This window comes from Mucilaginibacter sp. (assembly GCF_965201005.1).
Lineage (GTDB): Bacteria > Bacteroidota > Bacteroidia > Sphingobacteriales > Sphingobacteriaceae > Mucilaginibacter_A.
In genome coordinates this window covers 3,009,951-3,029,352 of record NZ_OZ241747.1, presented here as the reverse complement: position 1 = coordinate 3,029,352, position 19,402 = coordinate 3,009,951, and the positions used below count along the sequence as shown (strand labels likewise).

The window sequence follows — 19,402 nt, the reverse complement described above, 5'->3', positions numbered from 1 at the left end:
CCTTATAAAGAATTGATGATTATTTTAATACAATGTCGGGACCGTGTAGGTTTGGTGGCGGCCATTTCGGGGATTTTGCTGGAAGAAAACCTGAACATAGTTTCAATGAACGAGTATGTTGACAAAGCCGAAAACCGTTTTTACATGCGTTTGGAAGTGGAGCAGCCCGCGGATGTTGTTACGCTTGAAAATCAGCTTAAAAATATTTTGCCCGATGATGCGGTGATCGGCATCAACCCAAACCCGCAGAAAAAAATTGTGGTTTTGGTAACCAAAGAATACCATTGCCTGGCCGATATTTTGATCCGTAATTTCTTTGGGACGCTGGGCGCAACTGTGCAGGCCGTGATCGGCAGTTATGATAACCTGCAGGATCTTTGCCGACGTTTTGAAGTTCCGTTTTATCCGGTTTTGTATGATTTTTCGGTGCCAAAAGAAGCATCAGAACAAAAAATTATCAGTTTAATCAAGCAGTTTGAACCCGATTATGTGGTGCTGGCCAAGTTTATGCGGATTTTATCGCCGGATTTTGTTTCGCAATTTCCGCAGCAGCTGATCAATATCCATCATTCGTTTTTGCCCGCTTTTATTGGTGCAAACCCGTACCGGCAGGCTTTTGAGCGCGGCGTGAAACTGATCGGTGCCACTGCGCATTTTGTAACGAACGAACTGGATGAAGGCCCGATTATCACGCAGCAGATCATTCCTGTAAACCACTCATTATCAGCCCACGACATGATGAAAGCCGGGCAGGAAATTGAAACTTCCGTGCTGGCCAAAGCCTTGCGATTGGTGTTTGACGACCGCGTTTTTGTGCACAAAAACAAAACCGTGATTTTTGAATGATGCTGTTTTTACCGGTGTTTTTTAAGGCTTGAACAAGGCCGAATCCTTTTTGACCACTGGTGGCAAACCGATAATTGGCATTTTATAATTTCCACCGGGTTTAACAACCGGCATATTCCATTTTCCTGCCGGTTTTACAATCGGCATTTTGTCCATTTCAGCATAAGTAACCAAATTATTGGCGATCAGATTTTGCTTTGGTTGTATTAATATTTCGGGGTTGATAAAACTTTTAGGATAAACCGGCTTAACAGAAAAACCATCTTTATAATTGTCTTTGTCAAACGGATTTTTAAACGTTTTGTCCTGGGCTTTCAGCTTATAAGCAACGCCGGCAAGGATGATAAAGAAAAGCAGTTTTTTCATGATCTTATTGTTAACCACTAATTTACAAATTTTACTGCTGAAAGTTTTACAGGTTTTTCCTCCATAAAAAGAGCATCTCCAATTATTGCAGATGCCCATTTTTATACCGGTAAAAACAGTATGCTTATTTGCTGCCGTTGATTTGATCGACCGCTTTGGTAATATAATCTGCCTGCGCGTTGAGCTGGCTTTTTAATGCAGCGTCTGCCTGGTTTGCCTGCGTTTGTTTTTGTGTTTTAAGCTGATTTAACATAGATACAACCGGCTGATCGATACCAAATTGTTTATATTTTATGGCAAAATCTTTAAAAGCATCAACACGTGCATTTACTTTTTGCGTATCGTTGATTTTGCCCAGCATATTGATATAACCTTGCTGCATGGTGTTGAATTTTATCTGCGGCGTACCTTCATCAAAAGCTTTACTTACAAAAGGCAGTTCGGTTTCTCCTCCTTGTGCCGCATAAACCGATACAATTGCCCTGGTAAGCGCGCCCTTATTGTCTTTTTCAAAACCTTTGGCCAGTTGCAAACCACCGGCCGGGTTTTGTGCCGCAAAAGCCGTTAAAGCCGCGCCTTGTACCGCGTAAGACTGGCTGTTTAAAGCGGATTTAAACAACGATAAATCAGCCGGGTTCTTCAATCTGCCCAAAGCAACTATTGCAGTTGCTTTTACCGTATTGTTATGATCGTTTTGGGCGATGTTGGTTAAAATCGGTAAAGCGGACTGCTTTGTTGCCGCATCACTCAGGCTGATGTTGCGGATGGCCAGGGTGCGCAAACCATAATATTTGTCTTTCAGTGCGGCCAGCATTACCTTGCGTGCATCGGCATCGTTTTGTTTGCCGGTCAAAGCGAGGATGGCTTCCAGCCGATCTATATACAATGGCGCGTTAAAATATTGAAATGCAAATTCTTCCGTGGTTTTGTTATCTGTTTTTTTAGCGATGATCACCTTATCGCCATCTACATTCACCAGGTTGGGTTTTACCGGAAGTTTAAACGTCAGCGTATCGCTTTTGCCTTTCATCCAAACCTGGTGGCGTTCCATCTTTCCGCCGGCATAAATATCAACCGCCATCGGCAGTGTAAATGCTGCACCTTCCTGCGTTTGGGCAAGGTAAACGGATTGTGTTTTCCCGGCTTCGTCCCAATGGTAATTAATTGTTAAATCCGGGTTGCCTGCACCGTAATACCATTGGTTAAAAAACCAGTTTAAATCTTTGCCGCTCACTTTTTCAAAGGCCAAACGCAATTGTTGCGCTTCGCCGTTGCCAAAAGCATTTTGGCGGAGGTACAAATTTAAGCCGCTAAAAAAAGCATCTTCCCCCAGATAATTCCGCAGCATGTTCAAAATGCAGCCGCCTTTTTGGTACGTAACCACATCAAACATATCTTCCTTATCTACATAATGAAACCGCACCAGGTTTTTTGTCTGCGCATCTTTTGAGTTGAGGTAAGCCTGCAGGTTTTCATAAATATGTGCGCCGCCTTCATCTTTTCCATAACGATGTTCGGCCCACAGCGTTTCGCTGAAATCTGCAAAAGATTCATTTACTGTTAAATTGCTCCAGCTTTCTGTTGTTACATAATCGCCAAACCACTGGTGGAAAAGTTCGTGCGCAATCGTACTTTCGCCTGCGCTGTAATTATCGTCCAGCATTTCCCGGGCGGTTTTCTGCACGTATTCGCCGTGCAAAGTGGCCGTGGTGTTTTCCATCGCACCGCTCACATAATCGCGCACCACAATCTGGCTGTATTTGTTCCAGGGGAAATCAACGCCCAGTTTCTGCGAATAAAAACCAATCAGTTCCGGCGTAAAACCAAAAATTTGCTTGGCAAAAGGAGCATACTTGGGTTCCAAATAATAGTTTACTTCCTTGTCTTTATAATGATCTTTGTAGATTTTGAAATCGCCCACGGCCATCATAAAAAGATAAGGCGCGTTGGGCTTGTCCATTTTCCAGGTATCGGTGCGCAGGCCATTTCCGGCAGGTTTTTGGGAGATCAGTTTTCCGTTTGATAAGGTAACGTATTTGGAAGGAACCGTCATGCTGATTTCCTGCAGCGTTTTCTGGTCTGGTTTATCAATCGTAGGGAACCAGGCCGATGAACTTTCGGTTTCGCCCTGCGTCCAGATTTGGATCGGTTTTGTTTTGTCTGCGCCGTCCGAATTGATAAAATACAAACCTTTGGCATCACTGATCGCCGCACTCCCAACTGCTTTTAACTGATCCGGCTTGGCCGTATAACTCAGGTAAACGGTGTAGTTTTCTGCGGAAGTATATTTTTTGTCGAGGTTGATCTTCAGCTTTAAACTGTCGTACGAAAACTTCAGCGGCACATTTTTGCCATTTTTTACAACAGCAATCTGGTTGATGTCCATTCCTTTTGCATCCAGGGTAAGCGAATCCGTAGCGTAAAAATGCGGTTTCAGCGTAACCCATTCTTTACCGTACAAATAATGTTTGGCGTAATCAAAACGCACATCCAGTTTGGTGTTTACCAAGTCGTTTATTTTTGGTGCAGATCCGTGATAGATTTTTAATAATGCCGAATCTTTGGTTGGGTTTTGTGCAAAAATGGCAGACGAGATCAGTAAAGCTGCACCAAACACAGCAAATCGTTTAAAGCGGTTGGGGTTCATTTTTGTGATAAAGAAATGTAATTATTGTATTTTGTAAATTTACAATCATCCGGCAAATAATAAAGTTTATGTTAAATTTGATAAAGTTTATTTTATGAAAACATCCGAAATAAAGAAAAGGCTACACGGTTATATCGACTCGGCGAACGAAGAAAAAGTGAAGGCACTTTATATGGTTTTAGAAAGCGAAGTAAAAGTATTGTATGATCATTGGGACGACCCGGAATTTGTGGCCGAAATGGACAGCAGATTAAAAGAATACAAAGACGGAACTGCAAAAAGCATTCCGTTGGAGGAAGTATTGTTTAATGCAAGGGAAATGATTAAAAATTTTAAGGAAGAAAGTGCGGTTTAAAATTGTAATGCTTGCCCGGGCCAATCAAGAATTTGTTGATATTATCTCCTGGTACATGAACCAGCAAGATGGGTTAGATGAAAAATTTGTTGATCAATTTGATATCGAGACTGCTGTGATTTTAAATCAACCGTTAATTTTTCCGAAATCAAAAAAAGGGTATCATCAAGCTTTAATGAAAATCTTCCCGTTCCAAATTATTTACTCAGTTGATCAACAAGCCGGGATCATCACCATTGTTTCTATTTTCCACACCAGTCGTCATCCGCGCAAAAAAACCAGTAAATAACAAATCCGGCAAATCTAAACTTACCGGATTTCAATTTTATATCGATAAAAACAGCATCAGCAATACTGGTCGAATGCGTAAGCCAGGTTATCGGCAATCATTTGTGCCGGGCGTCCTTCAATTTGATGACGCTCGATAATGTGCACCAATTTCCCATCTTTAAACAAAGCCATTGATGGGGACGACGGCGGATAAGGCAGCATGTAATCGCGGGCGGCATCTACGGCATCGCGCTCCATCCCGGCAAAAACGGTGACAAATTTATCGGGCGTTTTACTGTTTTTAGTGGCCATTTTTGCAGCCGGGCGCGCATTGGCGGCCGCACAGCCACAAACCGAATTGACCATTACAAATGTTGTTCCTTCGCTTTCAATGGCGTTTTTTACTTCTTCGGCGTTTTTCAGTTCTGTAAAACCAACTTTTGTCAAATCTTCCCGCATCGGGGCAACTAAATATTCTGGATACATGTTTCTCTGCTTTTAAAAATCTACACAAATCTAATCAATTGAATTTATCAGCATTAACCTAACCAAAATATTAACACAGAACTGACAACGCAGCCAAACCTTATTTCATTACAAACCTTTTAATACCTAATTTTGCACGATAAAAGAAGCATTTATGTCATTAGTAGAAACCTACACACCCTACAAAGTAAAAGATATTAATTTGGCCGAATGGGGCCGCAAAGAAATCGATTTGGCCGAGGCAGAAATGCCCGGTTTGATGGCATTGCGCCAGGAACACGGCGCATCAAAACCATTAAAAGGTGCACGGATTGCCGGTTGTTTGCACATGACGATCCAAACCGCTGTTTTGATCGAAACATTGATCGAATTGGGTGCAGAAGTTACCTGGTCGAGCTGCAATATTTTCTCCACTCAAGACCATGCTGCGGCGGCAATTGCGGCTGCCGGAATCCAGGTTTATGCCTGGAAAGGGATGAACGAAGAAGAATTTGAATGGTGCATTGAGCAAACGCTGCATTTTGGCGAAAACCAGGAACCGTTGAACATGATTTTGGACGATGGCGGCGATTTGACCAACATGGTTTTGGATAAATATCCGGAGTTGGTTGCAGGCATCAAAGGTTTGTCTGAAGAAACGACCACTGGCGTTCACCGTTTGTACGAGCGCATGAAAAACGGTTCGTTGCCGATGCCTGCCATCAACGTCAACGATTCGGTTACCAAATCCAAGTTTGACAATAAATATGGTTGCCGCGAATCTTTGGTTGATGCCATTCGCCGTGCAACCGATGTGATGATGGCCGGAAAAGTTGCCGTGGTTTGCGGTTATGGCGATGTGGGTAAAGGTTCTGCGGATTCTTTGCGCAATGCCGGCGTTCGTGTGATTGTAACCGAAATTGACCCGATTTGTGCGTTGCAAGCTGCAATGGAAGGTTTTGAAGTGAAGAAACTTTCGACTGCCATTACCGAAGCAGACATTGTAGTTACCGCAACCGGAAACTGTGATATTGTAAAAGAACAACATTTCCGTGCGTTAAAAGACAAAGCGATTGTTTGCAACATTGGCCACTTTGATAATGAAATTGATATGGCCTGGTTGAATGAAAATTACGGAAGTTCCAAGATTGAAATTAAACCACAAGTTGATAAATATACCATCAATGGCAAAGATGTAATTGTATTGGCAGAAGGCCGTTTAGTAAACTTGGGTTGTGCAACCGGGCATCCAAGTTTCGTGATGAGTGCTTCTTTTACCAACCAAACTTTGGCACAATTAGAACTTTGGACAAATACAGACAAGTACGAAAACAAAGTTTATACTTTACCAAAAACATTGGACGAAAAAGTTGCAAGGTTGCACTTAGCAAAAATTGGTGTTGAACTGGAAGAATTGGAAAATTACCAGGCGGATTACATTGGTGTAAAAGTTGACGGTCCGTATAAAGCTGATTATTACCGGTATTAATAATTTTTGATATATCTTTAAAAAAGCCACTTTATAAAAGTGGCTTTTTTATTTTAAATTGTTTTTGCCAATATATCTTTTATGACCCCAAAATTTACTTTACTGATACTGTTTTTATCTTGCAAAATTATGTCGCAAGTATCAGCGCAAGATCTGCCAAAAACAGAAAAGCCGATTAAAAAGCGTTATGACCTTTTTCATCCCACGCCAAAAGATTCGTTGCGGGAAATGGACCCAGACCGGCCAAACATAACCGAATCTCCTTATACGGTTGATGCCGGGCACGTGCAATACGAAGCTGCTTTTGTACAATATCAGTACAAAACCACTGATGAAAGTAAGCAACATGCTTTGCTTTATAATTATTTCAACATAAAACTTGGATTGACAAACAGTTTGGCCTTGCAACTTAACGTCCAAACTTTTGCACAACAGTTCAATCAAAATCTGGCAACAAAAGAAAAAACAAAAGATGGTGGTTTTGGTGATCTTACGCTTCGTTTAAAGCAGAATTTTTTGGGTAATGACGGCAATATTTCGCTGGCCATAATTCCATATTTAACTTTTTCAACCAATCATTACGAAGAAAACTCCCGTTACGAATTTGGTTTGATTGTGCCGGTTATGTTCAAATTGAAAAACAAATGGCAGCTAAGTACGCAGATTGAAAGCGACCGTTTGAAAGATGATGCAGGCGATGGTTTGCACAATCAACTATTGCAATCTGTAAATATCGGGCATCCAATTTTCAATAAAAACTTAAACGGTTTTTTAGAAACTTATTACACCTATGATTTCAAAGCAAAAAACATCAGTAATTATTTTGATGCAGCTTTGCAATATGGCATTTCTAAATCGGTCATGATTGATTTAGGATTTAACTTGGGAATTCAAAAATCAGCAGACCATGCGTTTTTTACAGGGATTGCGTTTAGGTTATAAAAATCTGAAATTGATATGGAAAAAATAAACATCTCCCAAAAACTTTCTTTGTTTTCTGATTATTGGAACCCCAGATTATTGGAACCCCAGAATTATTGGGGAACTAAACGGACAACATGTTAAGTTGGTAAAACTTAAAGGTGATTTTGTTTGGCACAAACACGATGATGAAGATGAACTTTTCCTGGTTTTGGAAGGAAAGCTGAAAATCGGATTCCGCGATAAAACAATTGAAATTGGAACAGGGGAATTTTTGATTGTTCCGCGAGGCGTGGAACATAAGCCATTTGCCGAGGAAGAAGTTTCGGTACTGCTTTTTGAACCTGCTTCAACATTAAATACGGGAGATACAAAAGGAAAATTGACGCGCGAAACTTTGGACAAGATATAAAGATAATGGTAAAAGCAAAACGGTTTATGTGTTGAACATTTGAACAAATGTTGCCCTTTAAAATAGTCGTTTTATCCACCAATTAAAATATACTTCTTTTAATGCAATAAAATCAAATTTTAAATTTTATGATGATAAAAGAAGCATAGACTTATTTATGCATGATAAATTTATTTTATAAAAGTAACCATCGATAAGATAAATGGAACTTCGGGATTTTTTATGACTTCAGTTTCGGCTTAACAAAAATAAATAATAAAAAGTAGACTACTTGATTATTTAACTAAAGTATTTTACTTTAGTTGTCTTCCTTCTTTTACCTAAAAGACAAGTAAGTTATGCTGAAAAAAATAATTATTTTGTTTGTTTGCTTGTTTATTTTTCAAAAATCCCATAGTCAAAATTTTGCTTCAGATACTACGGGGCAGCAAGTAGTACTCAATAATTACGTTCAAAATTATATGTCCGGCATCGGGGAGCAGTCAAGATTGTATAATGGACCGGAATATAATGAGGCTGATCCTGCCATCAAAAGCAACCCATTTTATAACGATGTAAATATTTGGAAACCCGCAACGGTGTATTATGATAACATATTATATAAAAATGTTCCGGTTAAGTATGATGTTTTTAAAGATCAGTTAGTTGCGCTGCATTATAATAAAGTTTCCAGTTACGTTTTGCTTAATGACAAATTACAATACTTTGATCTTTCAGGGCAGCATTTTGTATCGATAAATGTAGATAGCTTAGATAATCCCGGTATTAAGAACGGGATTTATGAAGAACTTTATAAAGGGAAAACCCAAGTTCTGGTGAGGGCATCCAAAACAATGCAAATAAGTACTTCAAGTAGTTTGGAGCGTTATTTTACTACTGCTAAAAAGGAGATTTATTTGAAAAAAGGAGATCGATATTTTAGTATTAACGGAAAGTCGTCTATCCTAAAAGCATTGAAAGACAAGCAAACACCATTGCGCTTATATATCAAAAGCAATAATCTTGATTATAAAAAAGGTTTGGAACAGGCATTGGTAAAAATTGCTTTTTTTTATGATCAGCTAAAAGATTAATATGAAAAAACTTTCCTTGCTCATTTTACTATTTTCAATCGTAGGAATGTGTTTAGCGCAAAAGCCAAATGCAACAATCAGCGTAAATTTTCGGGATGCTAAAGTAGAACAGTTTGCTGCAGACTTGGAAGCTAAAAGCGGTTATCGTTTTTATTATGACCCTGCGCAGTTGGATAGTTTGAAAGTGACGTTGCAAGTTGACAACCAACCGCTGAAAACGATTTTAGAACTCGCTTTTCAAAATACTGATTTTCATTTTGCGATAACCCAAAATCATGAAATATTATTGACTAAAGGAAGGACGATACAAACAGGACTTGCCAATGGATTTTTAAATGGAAAACAGGTGCAGACGCAAGGGTTAACAACAAACGCTTACAACATCGACAACAGCAAGCAAATCACAGATGCAACTACTGAAAATAAACTTTATGAAATTGGTATCAAAAGCAATACAATCCAACCGGGCATGACGACCTTGAGTGGCTATGTCAAAGATATTAAATCAGGCGATGCAGTTATTGGTGCCACTATAATTGTGTTAAATTCTAAAGTAAGTACCGCAACAGATCTATCCGGTTCTTATACGCTTACTTTGCCCCGCGGACGGCAAACTTTGACGGTGCGGGGAATCGGGATGCGCGATGCCAGAAGGCAGCTTTTATTGTATGGCAACGGGCAGCTAAATATTGAAATGCGGGAACAAATCACGACGCTAAAAGAAGTACAAATATCCGCAGAAAAAGTAGCCAACATACGTAGTGCCGAATTAGGTGTAAACAGGCTCGATATAGAAAGTATTAAACAAGTTCCCACGGTTTTTGGCGAAGCCGACGTGTTGCGTGTAATATTGACCTTGCCCGGCGTGCAGTCTGTTGGCGAAGCTACAACGGGATTTAACGTTCGCGGTGGCTCAACAGATCAAAATTTGATCTTACTAAATGGCTCGACAATTTATAATCCGGCACACTTTTTTGGTTTCTTTTCCGCCTTTAACCCTGATATAGTTAAAGATGTTGAGTTGTATAAAAGTAGTATTCCGGAGAAATACGGCGGTCGCTTGTCCTCTGTTTTAGATGTGACGAACCGCGAAGGCGACAAGAAAAAATTTACCGGATCAGCAGGTATCGGATTGCTCACCAGCAGGTTTAACATCGAAGGGCCAATCGTTAAGGACAAAACATCTTTTATTTTTGGTGGCAGGACTACCTATTCTGACTGGTTGTTAAAATTGCTCCCTGAAGATTACAAGCACAGTTCGGCGTCTTTTTATGATCTGAACTTGGACATAAGTCATCAGATCAACAAAAAAAATAATTTGTATTTGACCAGTTATCTCAGCCACGACCGGTTTAAACTCAACAGCGATACCACTTATGAGTACAGCAACAGGAACATCAACGTCAAATGGAAGCACAATTTTACCGACAAGTTTTATAGTGTTTTTACTTTGGGGGATGATTATTATCAATACAATGTTTCCAGTTCGGACAATCCGATCAACGCCTACAAACTTGGGTTCAATATTAACCAGTCTAATTTTAAAGCTGATTTTACCAATTATTTAAACACGAAACATACTTTAAATTATGGCCTGAGTTCGATTTTATATAAATTAAATCCGGGTAGTTTACAGCCAAATGGAAACCAATCTTTGGTTGCACCTAATATTGTCCCCGCAGAAAAAGCATTGGAAAGCGCACTTTATATTGGAGATAAGTATGAGGTGACGCCAGATCTGTTGATTAACCTTGGATTGCGTTATTCTTTGTATAATTTTTTAGGCCCGCAAACTGTTTATAATTATGCACCAAACCTTCCAAAGGAAAACGCTAACGTTATTGATAGCACAACTTATCAAAACAATAAAATTATCAAAACATATCACGGGCCGGAAGTCCGCATTTCTGCAAGATACAATCTCGCAGATAACCTATCGATAAAAGCTGGTTATAATACATTGAGGCAATATATTCATTTACTCTCCAATACCACTGCTATTTCCCCAACTGACGTTTACAAGTTAAGCGATCCGAATATCAAACCGCAATACGGAGATCAGGTTTCTTTAGGTTTATATAAAAATGCAAAGGCAAATACAATTGAACTTTCTGTGGAAGTATATTATAAAAGGTTGAAAGATTACCTGGATTATAAAAGCGGTGCAACTTTGATATTAAACCATCATGTAGAAACCGACGTAGTTGGCACACAGGGAAAAGCTTATGGTGCAGAATTTTTACTGCGGAAAACTGCCGGAAACCTAAATGGTTGGATGAGTTATACCTATTCGCGTACTTTTTTAAAGCAAGATGACCCAAGTGTTGGCGACTTGATCAATAACGGAAATTATTATCCCGCGAACTTTGATAAACCGAATGATTTTAACTTCACCGGTAATTATCGTTTATCACATCGTTTCAGCATTTCTTTGAACGTAACATATAGTACCGGCCGACCAATTACTTTACCGATTGCAAAATATGTTTACGCAGGTTCTGAAAGGGTCTTATATTCTGACAGAAATCAATATCGCATCCCGGATTATTTCCGGTCGGATTTTTCCATGAACATCGAAGGCAATCACAAGATACATCAACGTTTTCACAATTCATTTACAATCGGCGTTTACAATTTAACAGGCCGTCAAAATGCTTATTCAACTTATTTTGTTGAACAAGGCGGCGCAGTTAATGGATATCAGCTTTCCATATTCGCGCGCCCAATACCTTTTATTAACTATAACGTTAGATTTTAAGTTCTATGAAGAATATCATACTTCTTTTATCGCTATTTATCCTTGGAGTAGTTTTCAGTTGTAAAAAATCTTATAACCCGCCCGCAATTGCGGTAAATACCAACTATTTGGTGGTTGAAGGTTTGATTAATACGGGTGCAGATACAACAACGATTTCTTTAAGTAGGACTATTAAATTGGATAGTAATACCGTAGCTAAGCCAGAACCTAAAGCCGCAGTAAGCGTGCAGGATGAAAATAACAACAACTATCCGTTAACCGAACTTGCGGCGGGGAAATATTCAGCACTTTTAAATTTGAGCAACACCCACAAATACAAGTTACACATACTTACTGCCGATGGAAACGAATATACATCGGAATTATTGGCGGCCATCAACACACCTGATATTGACAGTATCCCATACAAAGTTACCAACACCGGTATTCAGTTTTATGTAAACACGCACGACCCGCAAAACAAAACCCGTTATTATCGCTGGAGCTTTGAAGAAACATGGGCTTATGTGTCTTTTCATCAATCAATCTATCAATTTTTAAATGGGAAAATAGTTCCAAGATCGATTAGCGCTTCCATCAATACTTGTTATAAAAGCCAATTTTCGAAACAAATAGTTGTTGGCAGTTCGGAAAAATTAGCGCAAGATATAATTAACTTGCAGCCTGTTAATTATGTTGCAGCTGTTTCCGGAAAAATATCAAATGGTTATAGTTTTTTGCTGAAACAGTACGGCTTAACACAGGCAGCTTATAGTTATTGGGAAAACTTAAAAAAAAATACCGAAAATTTAGGTTCTATTTTTGATGCGCAGCCCTCAACCATTACAGGTAATATTCATTGCATTACACATCCGGAAATACCTGTACTTGGTTTTATAAGCGTTTCTACAGTTAAATCAAAACGCATATTTATTGATCATAACAATATTGCCTTGTACACGCCTTATTATATTCCGCCGCCCGATACGATGGTATGCAGGGCAAAGTCAATCTCGATCGCGCCGGCGAGTTCTTTCGATCAACGCGCTAATAATACTTTTGCAAGGGGCGACAGTGTGCTGATTACAGATCAGGGTTTTAACGGCGTGATTTACGGATATTCTTATGCACCAAAAGGGTGTATTGATTGCCGTTTAAAACCTCCATTTGGAACGACCATTAAACCGCCATTTTTTAAATAAGCCGTTAAATAAACAGAGTTGTTTTTACGATTTTTTATATGATAAAAGAAGCATTCAAAAACTTACCAAACTTAAATCAATGAGAAGGATTATCAACAATGCAGTTTTAAGTTTCATCATATTGATTGCATCTTCTTTCAATATTTTTGGGCAAACTGTAAACGTAATTCAAAAACAGTTTGATGGTTATTGGCAAAAAACTTTGCAGGAGAAATTGTTTGTACACACTGATAAAAGTGTATATCTCACAGGGGAAATTGTATGGTTTAAAATTTACAATGTTGATGTAAAAAATCATTTACCTCTCAACACAAGTAAAACAGTTTACTTAGAAATACTGGATAGTAACAATATACCGATAATACAAGCAAAAGTCGCTATAAACCGGGAAGGTTGTGGAAACGGTTCAGTTTATTTACCAGTTTCTGCTTCTAACGGGAATTATAAATTAAGGGCATACACCAATTGGATGAAGAATTTTGGTGTGGAAAGCTATTTTTACAAGACGATCGCTATAATAAATCCGCTAAAATCAGTTGATGTTGCAAAAAATAACATTACGCCGGATTACGATATTCAGTTTTTTCCGGAGGGTGGCAATTTAGTTAATGGTTTAAGTAGTAAAGTGGCATTAAAAGTTGTTGGCAGAGATGGTAAAGGTGTCAATTTTAATGGGTTAATCCTTAATCAACATAACGACACAATTGTAAAGTTTTCTCCGCTAAAATTCGGAATGGGGAATTTTATTTTTAAGCCTGATATTGCCGAGACTTATAAAGTAATCGTAAATATCGATAAAGAAAAAAAGAAGATTTTTAAAGAACTTCCGCCAATTAATAAGCAGGGATATATTGTCCAATTAAAAGATCAAGAAAAACAATTGGAAATAACAATCAATAGCAATTTAAATGATGGGCGCGTTTATCTTTTTGCGGATACCAGAAATGTTTCCAAGTATATGCAAAGTAGCCTGTTGAAAGACGGAAATGCGAAGTTTTTGATGGACAAGGATTTATTAGGCGAAGGAATTTCACATTTAACCGTTTTTAATGATGAAAGACAACCTGTTTGCGAACGACTTTACTTCAAGCGGCCTACACAACACGTTTTTTTAACAACGAACACCAATCAAAAGCAATACGAAACGCGAACGAAAGTTAGCTTGGATATATCGGCCAATAATGAAAATGGCAAGCCATTGCTTTCAGATTTATCTTTATCAGTTTATCAAACCGATTCCTTACAACAAATTGATTCTTGCAATATTGTCAATTCCATTTGGTTAACATCTGAGTTGCGCGGGAACGTGGAATCTCCAAACTATTATTTCGATAATCAAAATAAAGAAGCAACTGAGGCAACCGACAATTTAATGCTGACACAAGGTTGGAGTAAGTTTAACTGGGACGCAGTCCTTGATAGTAAAAAGCCGGCGTTTTCTTTTTTGCCGGAATATGCCGGTCACATCGTTACTGCAAAACTTACAAGTATATTGACCAACAAACCGAAGGCAAACATTACAAGTTATCTTTCAGTGCCTGGAAAAAGGGTGCAGTTATATGTATCCAAGAGTGATTCGTCGGGTAAGCTTTTGTTTAATACGAAAGATTTATATGGTCCGGAGGAAATTGTGGTTCAAACAAACGAGCATATCGACAGCACTTATCGAATCGATATCATGAGTCCGTTTTCAGAAAATTATATTCCAAGTATTCCTGCGTCTTTTAATATAAGTCCCGACATAGCAAATATAATTTTAACGCATAGCATAGATTTGCAGGTTCAAAACTTGTATTCAGGAGCTAAGATAAAACAGTTTTATGATGCTAAAATCGACAGTAGTTCGTTTTTTGGTAATTCTGCCGTGCGATATAAATTAGATGATTATACAAGGTTCACAACGATGGAAGAAGTTTTGCGTGAATATGTAAAGTCTGTAGAAGTAACAAAACAGAAAAATCATTTTCATATTCGGGTTATTGGTGGGAAAAGTGTTTTGCATGGCGATCCATTGGTGATTTTGGATGGTGTACCAATTTTTGACATAGACAAAGTGATGCAAATCGATCCGTTAAAAGTTAGAACTTTAGGATTGGTCAACAGCCGATATTTTTGGCAGGCCGCTGAATTTGAAGGAATATTAAACCTTGGAACTTATAAATCGGATTTGGCAGGATATGAATTCGATCCAAAAGCGGTAATTGTAGATTATGAAGGTATGCAATTGGAGCGGCAATTTTATTCGCCTGCTTATCAAACTAACCAGCAAAAGGTAAGCAGGCTTCCCGATTTTAGAAACGTGCTCTATTGGTCGCCAAGTATCTTTACAAATGTTAACGGAAAAACACAAGTGGATTTTTATACATCGGACAGGGCAGGGAACTATGTTGGTTTGCTGCAAGGGACAGCTCAGAATGGCGGACTTGGATATCAATATTTCAAATTTACGGTGAAGCAAGATTTTAACGCAAGTATCAAGTGAAGAGTTTAGACTTGTATTAACTAAAACCTTTAATTGGAGCAGAAGCCATATTTTTAGCCCATAAAAACAGCATCATAAAACATCTTTCGTCAAAAATCTATTGTTACAAGCATGACGCATCTTTCCGTAAACATAAATAAAATTGCCACGCTGCGTAATTCGCGCGGCAGCAACAACCCGGATTTGGTAAAAGTAGCACTGGATTGCGAGCGTTTTGGTGCCGAAGGAATCACCGTGCATCCGCGGCCAGATGAAAGGCATATCCGTTATCAGGATGTTTTCGACCTGAAAAAAGTAATTGCAACCGAATTTAATATTGAAGGCAATTGCCAGGAGCAAAAATTTGTTGATTTGGTGCTGGCCAACCAGCCTGCACAAGTTACTTTGGTTCCGGATGTTTTAGGCCAGATCACTTCCAATCATGGTTGGGACACGATCAAAAATCAGGATTATCTGAAACAAATCATTGCTGTTTTTAAGGCACAAAATATCCGGGTTTCAATTTTTGTTGATCCGTTTGTAGAAATGGTGGAAGCTGCCGCCGAAACCGGAACTGACCGCATTGAACTTTATACCGAAGCTTATGCTTCCAACTTTCATCACCACAAAGAACAAGCCATTGCACCTTATGTGAAAGCTGCGGAAAAAGCGGTTGAATTAGGTTTAGGCTTAAATGCAGGCCACGATCTTGATTTGTATAATTTAAAATATTTTGCCCAAAATATCCCCGGCTTGCTGGAAGTAAGCATCGGCCATGCTTTGATTGCGGATGCTTTGTATTTGGGTTTGGAGAATACGATACAGTTGTACAAGCTGTGTTTGGCGTAAAACACTTTCCGTTGTTGATACTTCTTTTACCGTGCAAAAATCAGTGCAGCAGGTTTTTGCTTTTTTATCCATCCATAAAAAACAGTGCTAAAAGAAGCATTCCAAAACCTTGTGTAAATCTCCTGTAACGATTGTACAAAACGTTGACGGGCAAAGGTCAAAACCTTACTTTTGCGCCTTCATTTCATCCAGCCACATGAAGTTAAATATCGATTATCAGGAAAAATTTCAACACCGTCATATTGCCCCAAATCAAACCGAAACCCGGGAAATGCTTAAAACGCTTGGCCTTGATTCGGTAGATGAGCTGATCGCGCAAACGGTTCCGGCGGCCATCCGTCTTAAAAAACCTTTAAACCTGCCTGCTGCCAAAAGTGAGTTTGATTACTTGAACGACCTGAAAATTACCGCTTCTAAAAATAAAGTTTTCAAAAGTTTTATCGGAAAAGGTTATTACGATGTGATTGTTCCGGGCGTCATCCAGCGAAATATTTTGGAAAACCCGGGCTGGTACACACAATACACGCCTTACCAGGCCGAAATTGCACAAGGGCGTTTGCAGGCTTTGCTCAATTTCCAAACGATGGTGATTGATTTGACCGGAATGGAAATTGCCAACGCATCTTTACTGGATGAAGGTACGGCCGCGGCCGAAGCGATGTTTATGCAATACAGTTTGCGAAAAAACGCCAAAGCCAAAAAGTTTTTTGTTTCTGCAGAAGTTTTCCCGCAAACCATTGATATTTTAAAAACACGTTCGCAGCCGCTGGATCTGGAACTGGTGATCGGCAACCACGAAACTGTCGAACTGGACGACAGCTTTTTCGGTGCGATTGTTCAATATCCGGCATCAAACGGCGAGGTTTTTGATTACCGCAGTTTTGCAGATTCACTTCACCAAAAAAACATCAAACTAACCGTAGTTGCAGATTTGATGAGCTTGGTTTTGCTTACGCCTCCGGGCGAGTGGGGTGCCGATGTGGTAGTTGGTACTACACAACGTTTTGGTGTGCCGATGGGTTTTGGCGGCCCGCACGCTGCTTTTTTTGCCACAAAAGATGCCTATAAAAGAAGCATTCCCGGCCGGATTATCGGTGTAACCATTGATAATGCAGGCAATTATGCGCTGCGCATGGCTTTGCAAACCCGCGAGCAGCACATCCGCAGAGATAAAGCAACTTCCAATATTTGTACGGCGCAGGCTTTGCTGGCCATTATGGCAGGCATGTATGCGGCTTATCATGGTGCAAAAGGTTTAACGCTGATAGCCGAACGGATTCACGGTCTGGCCATTTTACTGTCCGAATCGTTGAAAGCTTTGGGTTACGAACAGCAAAATCACACTTATTTTGATACGTTGACTTTTGATGCCGGTCAGTTGGTGAACACCATTCACGCAGAAGCTTTAAACAACGAAATGAATTTTTATTACAAAGGTTCATTGGTTTCGATTTCGGTGGATGAAACCACTTCTGCAGAAGATATCCAAACCATTGTTAAAATTTTCGCGAAAGCAAAAGGCAAAACTTTGGCGGATGTCAATTTTGAGGCGATAAAAACAGCATTGCAATCGCCGGTTCCTGCGGATTTGCAGCGGACTTCCAAATTTTTAGATCATTCCGTTTTCGATTCGCATCATTCGGAACACGAAATGCTTCGGTACATCAAATCACTGGAAGCCAAGGATTTATCGCTTTGCCATTCCATGATTGCGCTTGGTTCCTGCACCATGAAACTGAATGCAACAACAGAAATGGTTCCGGTTACCTGGGCAGAATTTAGCAAAATGCACCCTTTTGCACCAACCGACCAGGTTGGCGGTTACATGCAAATTTTTGATGAACTGAACCAATGGCTCAGCGAAATTACCGGTTTTGCGGCCATGAGTTTGCAGCCAAATGCCGGTGCACAAGGCGAATATGCAGGTTTATTGGTGATCCGGGCCTATCATCAGGCCAATGGTAATCATCACCGTAACATTGCTTTAATTCCTTCTTCGGCACATGGCACCAATCCTGCTTCGGCAGCAATGGCTGGTATGAAAATCATCGTGGTAAAATGCGATGACAACGGAAACATTGATGTTGCCGATTTGAAAGCCAAAGCAGAACAATACAGCAAAGATCTTTCTTGTTTGATGGTTACTTATCCATCTACGCACGGTGTTTTTGAGGAATCAATTATAGAAATCTGCAATATTATCCATCAGCACGGTGGCCAGGTTTACATGGATGGCGCAAACATGAACGCGCAGGTTGGCTTAACCAGTCCGGCCAATATCGGTGCCGATGTTTGCCACCTCAACCTACATAAAACCTTTTGCATTCCGCATGGCGGCGGCGGCCCGGGAATGGGCCCGATCGGTGTGGCCAAACATCTGGTTCAGTTTCTGCCGGGCCATGCCATGGTTGATATTGAACAGGGAAAATCTATTCCGGCGGTTTCAGCTGCGCCTTGGGGTTCGGCTTCTATTTTGCTGATTTCCCATGCCTACATCGCCATGATGGGCAGCGAAGGCCTCACCAATGCAACCCGTTATGCCATCCTCAATGCAAATTACATCAAAGCACGTTTGCAAAAACATTATCCGGTTTTATATGCCGGTGCCAATGGGCATTGTGCGCATGAAATGATTTTAGACTGTCGTGCTTTCAAAAATTTCGGTATTGAAGTAACGGATATTGCCAAACGCCTGATGGATTATGGTTTCCATGCGCCAACAGTTTCCTTCCCGGTTGCCGGAACGGTGATGGTGGAACCGACAGAATCAGAACCCAAACACGAACTGGACCGTTTTTGTGATGCTATGATTGCTATCCGCAACGAAATTGAAGATGTGGAAAAAGGAGTATTCGACAAGCTGGACAATCCGCTTAAAAATGCACCGCACACAGCAGCAGTTATCACCGCAAATGAATGGGAACATCCTTATACACGCCAAAAAGCGGCTTTCCCGCTGCCTTATATTTCTGCGTTCAAATTCTGGCCATCTGTAGGAAGAGTGAATGACACGCATGGTGACCGCACGCTGATCTGCACATGTCCGCCGTTAGAAAGTTATGCTTTTGAAGAAAGTTTGACAGAGTAACGAAACTTTTTAAGAAGATTTCAAATAAATATTGCCCGCAACATCCGTAGGTTTAAGTTAAACGTATATATCTTTTCGTAAGATGTAATCCCGATTGCTTGCTCTTTAAAATATTGTTTGCAAAACACAATTTATTGATAAATAGATATAAAAAACCGTAGCAACAGAAATGAAATTTTATTATGGATGTCCAAAACTTTCATTCGTTAACCTTCGTACAA

The 19,402-nt window shown here is 39.8% G+C and carries 16 protein-coding genes; 12 read left to right on the top strand and 4 right to left on the bottom strand.

Annotated elements, in window-relative coordinates; translation table 11 throughout:
* Positions 1-2 precede the first annotated feature (2 nt).
* A complete protein-coding gene (locus ACOFKR_RS13835) occupies positions 3-98 on the bottom strand; it encodes a hypothetical protein (protein WP_419801394.1) in 96 nt (31 codons plus the stop codon).
* Here ACOFKR_RS13835 and purU point away from each other — a divergent pair.
* Entirely contained in the window at positions 55-846 is a 792-nt protein-coding gene (purU, locus tag ACOFKR_RS13830) for a formyltetrahydrofolate deformylase (RefSeq protein ID WP_419801393.1), read from the top strand. The two genes, ACOFKR_RS13835 and purU, sit on opposite strands and share 44 nt — an antisense overlap.
* A gap of 21 nt (positions 847-867) precedes the next feature.
* On the opposite strand, the gene ACOFKR_RS13825 is transcribed toward purU, so the two are convergent.
* Both ACOFKR_RS13825 and ACOFKR_RS13820 read right to left on the bottom strand, forming a co-directional pair.
* Positions 868-1,212, bottom strand: a complete 345-nt coding sequence (locus ACOFKR_RS13825) for a hypothetical protein (protein WP_419801392.1) — start codon at positions 1,210-1,212, stop codon at positions 868-870.
* A gap of 124 nt (positions 1,213-1,336) precedes the next feature.
* Positions 1,337-3,859, bottom strand: a complete 2,523-nt coding sequence (locus tag ACOFKR_RS13820; protein ID WP_419801391.1) for a M1 family aminopeptidase — start codon at positions 3,857-3,859, stop codon at positions 1,337-1,339.
* Positions 3,860-3,953: 94 nt separating this feature from the next.
* On the opposite strand from ACOFKR_RS13820, the gene ACOFKR_RS13815 reads away from it, so the two are divergent.
* Positions 3,954-4,214: a hypothetical protein gene (locus ACOFKR_RS13815; RefSeq protein WP_419801390.1), complete on the top strand. Its 261-nt coding sequence runs from the start codon at positions 3,954-3,956 to the stop codon at positions 4,212-4,214.
* Between the two features lie 7 nt (positions 4,215-4,221).
* Positions 4,222-4,503: a type II toxin-antitoxin system RelE/ParE family toxin gene (locus ACOFKR_RS13810; RefSeq protein ID WP_419803643.1), complete on the top strand. Its 282-nt coding sequence runs from the start codon at positions 4,222-4,224 to the stop codon at positions 4,501-4,503.
* A 56-nt stretch (positions 4,504-4,559) separates the two neighbouring features.
* Here the strand turns inward: ACOFKR_RS13810 and ACOFKR_RS13805 are convergent, their stop codons facing one another.
* Positions 4,560-4,970, bottom strand: a complete 411-nt coding sequence (locus tag ACOFKR_RS13805; RefSeq protein WP_419801389.1) for a BrxA/BrxB family bacilliredoxin — start codon at positions 4,968-4,970, stop codon at positions 4,560-4,562.
* A gap of 154 nt (positions 4,971-5,124) precedes the next feature.
* Here ACOFKR_RS13805 and ahcY point away from each other — a divergent pair, with 154 nt between their 5' ends.
* From ahcY to gcvP, 9 genes are all read left to right on the top strand, one after another.
* Positions 5,125-6,438 carry an adenosylhomocysteinase gene (gene ahcY, locus ACOFKR_RS13800; RefSeq protein ID WP_419801388.1) on the top strand — a complete coding sequence of 438 codons (1,314 nt, stop codon included), beginning with the start codon at positions 5,125-5,127 and terminating at the stop codon, positions 6,436-6,438.
* A 129-nt stretch (positions 6,439-6,567) separates the two neighbouring features.
* Positions 6,568-7,380 carry a transporter gene (locus ACOFKR_RS13795; RefSeq protein ID WP_419801387.1) on the top strand — a complete coding sequence of 271 codons (813 nt, stop codon included), beginning with the start codon at positions 6,568-6,570 and terminating at the stop codon, positions 7,378-7,380.
* A 124-nt stretch (positions 7,381-7,504) separates the two neighbouring features.
* Positions 7,505-7,771 carry a cupin domain-containing protein gene (locus tag ACOFKR_RS13790; RefSeq protein WP_419801386.1) on the top strand — a complete coding sequence of 89 codons (267 nt, stop codon included), beginning with the start codon at positions 7,505-7,507 and terminating at the stop codon, positions 7,769-7,771.
* 461 nt (positions 7,772-8,232) lie between these two features.
* Complete coding sequence (locus ACOFKR_RS13785) at positions 8,233-8,844, top strand: hypothetical protein (RefSeq protein WP_419801385.1); 612 nt, start codon at positions 8,233-8,235, stop codon at positions 8,842-8,844.
* Between the two features lies 1 nt (position 8,845).
* Complete coding sequence (locus ACOFKR_RS13780) at positions 8,846-11,602, top strand: TonB-dependent receptor (protein WP_419801384.1); 2,757 nt, start codon at positions 8,846-8,848, stop codon at positions 11,600-11,602.
* Between the two features lie 5 nt (positions 11,603-11,607).
* Positions 11,608-12,783 carry a DUF4249 domain-containing protein gene (locus ACOFKR_RS13775; protein WP_419801383.1) on the top strand — a complete coding sequence of 392 codons (1,176 nt, stop codon included), beginning with the start codon at positions 11,608-11,610 and terminating at the stop codon, positions 12,781-12,783.
* Between the two features lie 202 nt (positions 12,784-12,985).
* Positions 12,986-15,265: an MG2 domain-containing protein gene (locus ACOFKR_RS13770; protein WP_419801382.1), complete on the top strand. Its 2,280-nt coding sequence runs from the start codon at positions 12,986-12,988 to the stop codon at positions 15,263-15,265.
* A gap of 111 nt (positions 15,266-15,376) precedes the next feature.
* Positions 15,377-16,093 (top strand): pyridoxine 5'-phosphate synthase, encoded by a 717-nt coding sequence (locus tag ACOFKR_RS13765; protein WP_419801381.1) that lies wholly within the window; start codon positions 15,377-15,379, stop codon positions 16,091-16,093.
* A 196-nt stretch (positions 16,094-16,289) separates the two neighbouring features.
* Positions 16,290-19,181: an aminomethyl-transferring glycine dehydrogenase gene (gene gcvP, locus ACOFKR_RS13760; RefSeq protein WP_419801380.1), complete on the top strand. Its 2,892-nt coding sequence runs from the start codon at positions 16,290-16,292 to the stop codon at positions 19,179-19,181.
* The last annotated feature ends 221 nt before the right edge of the window (positions 19,182-19,402 follow it).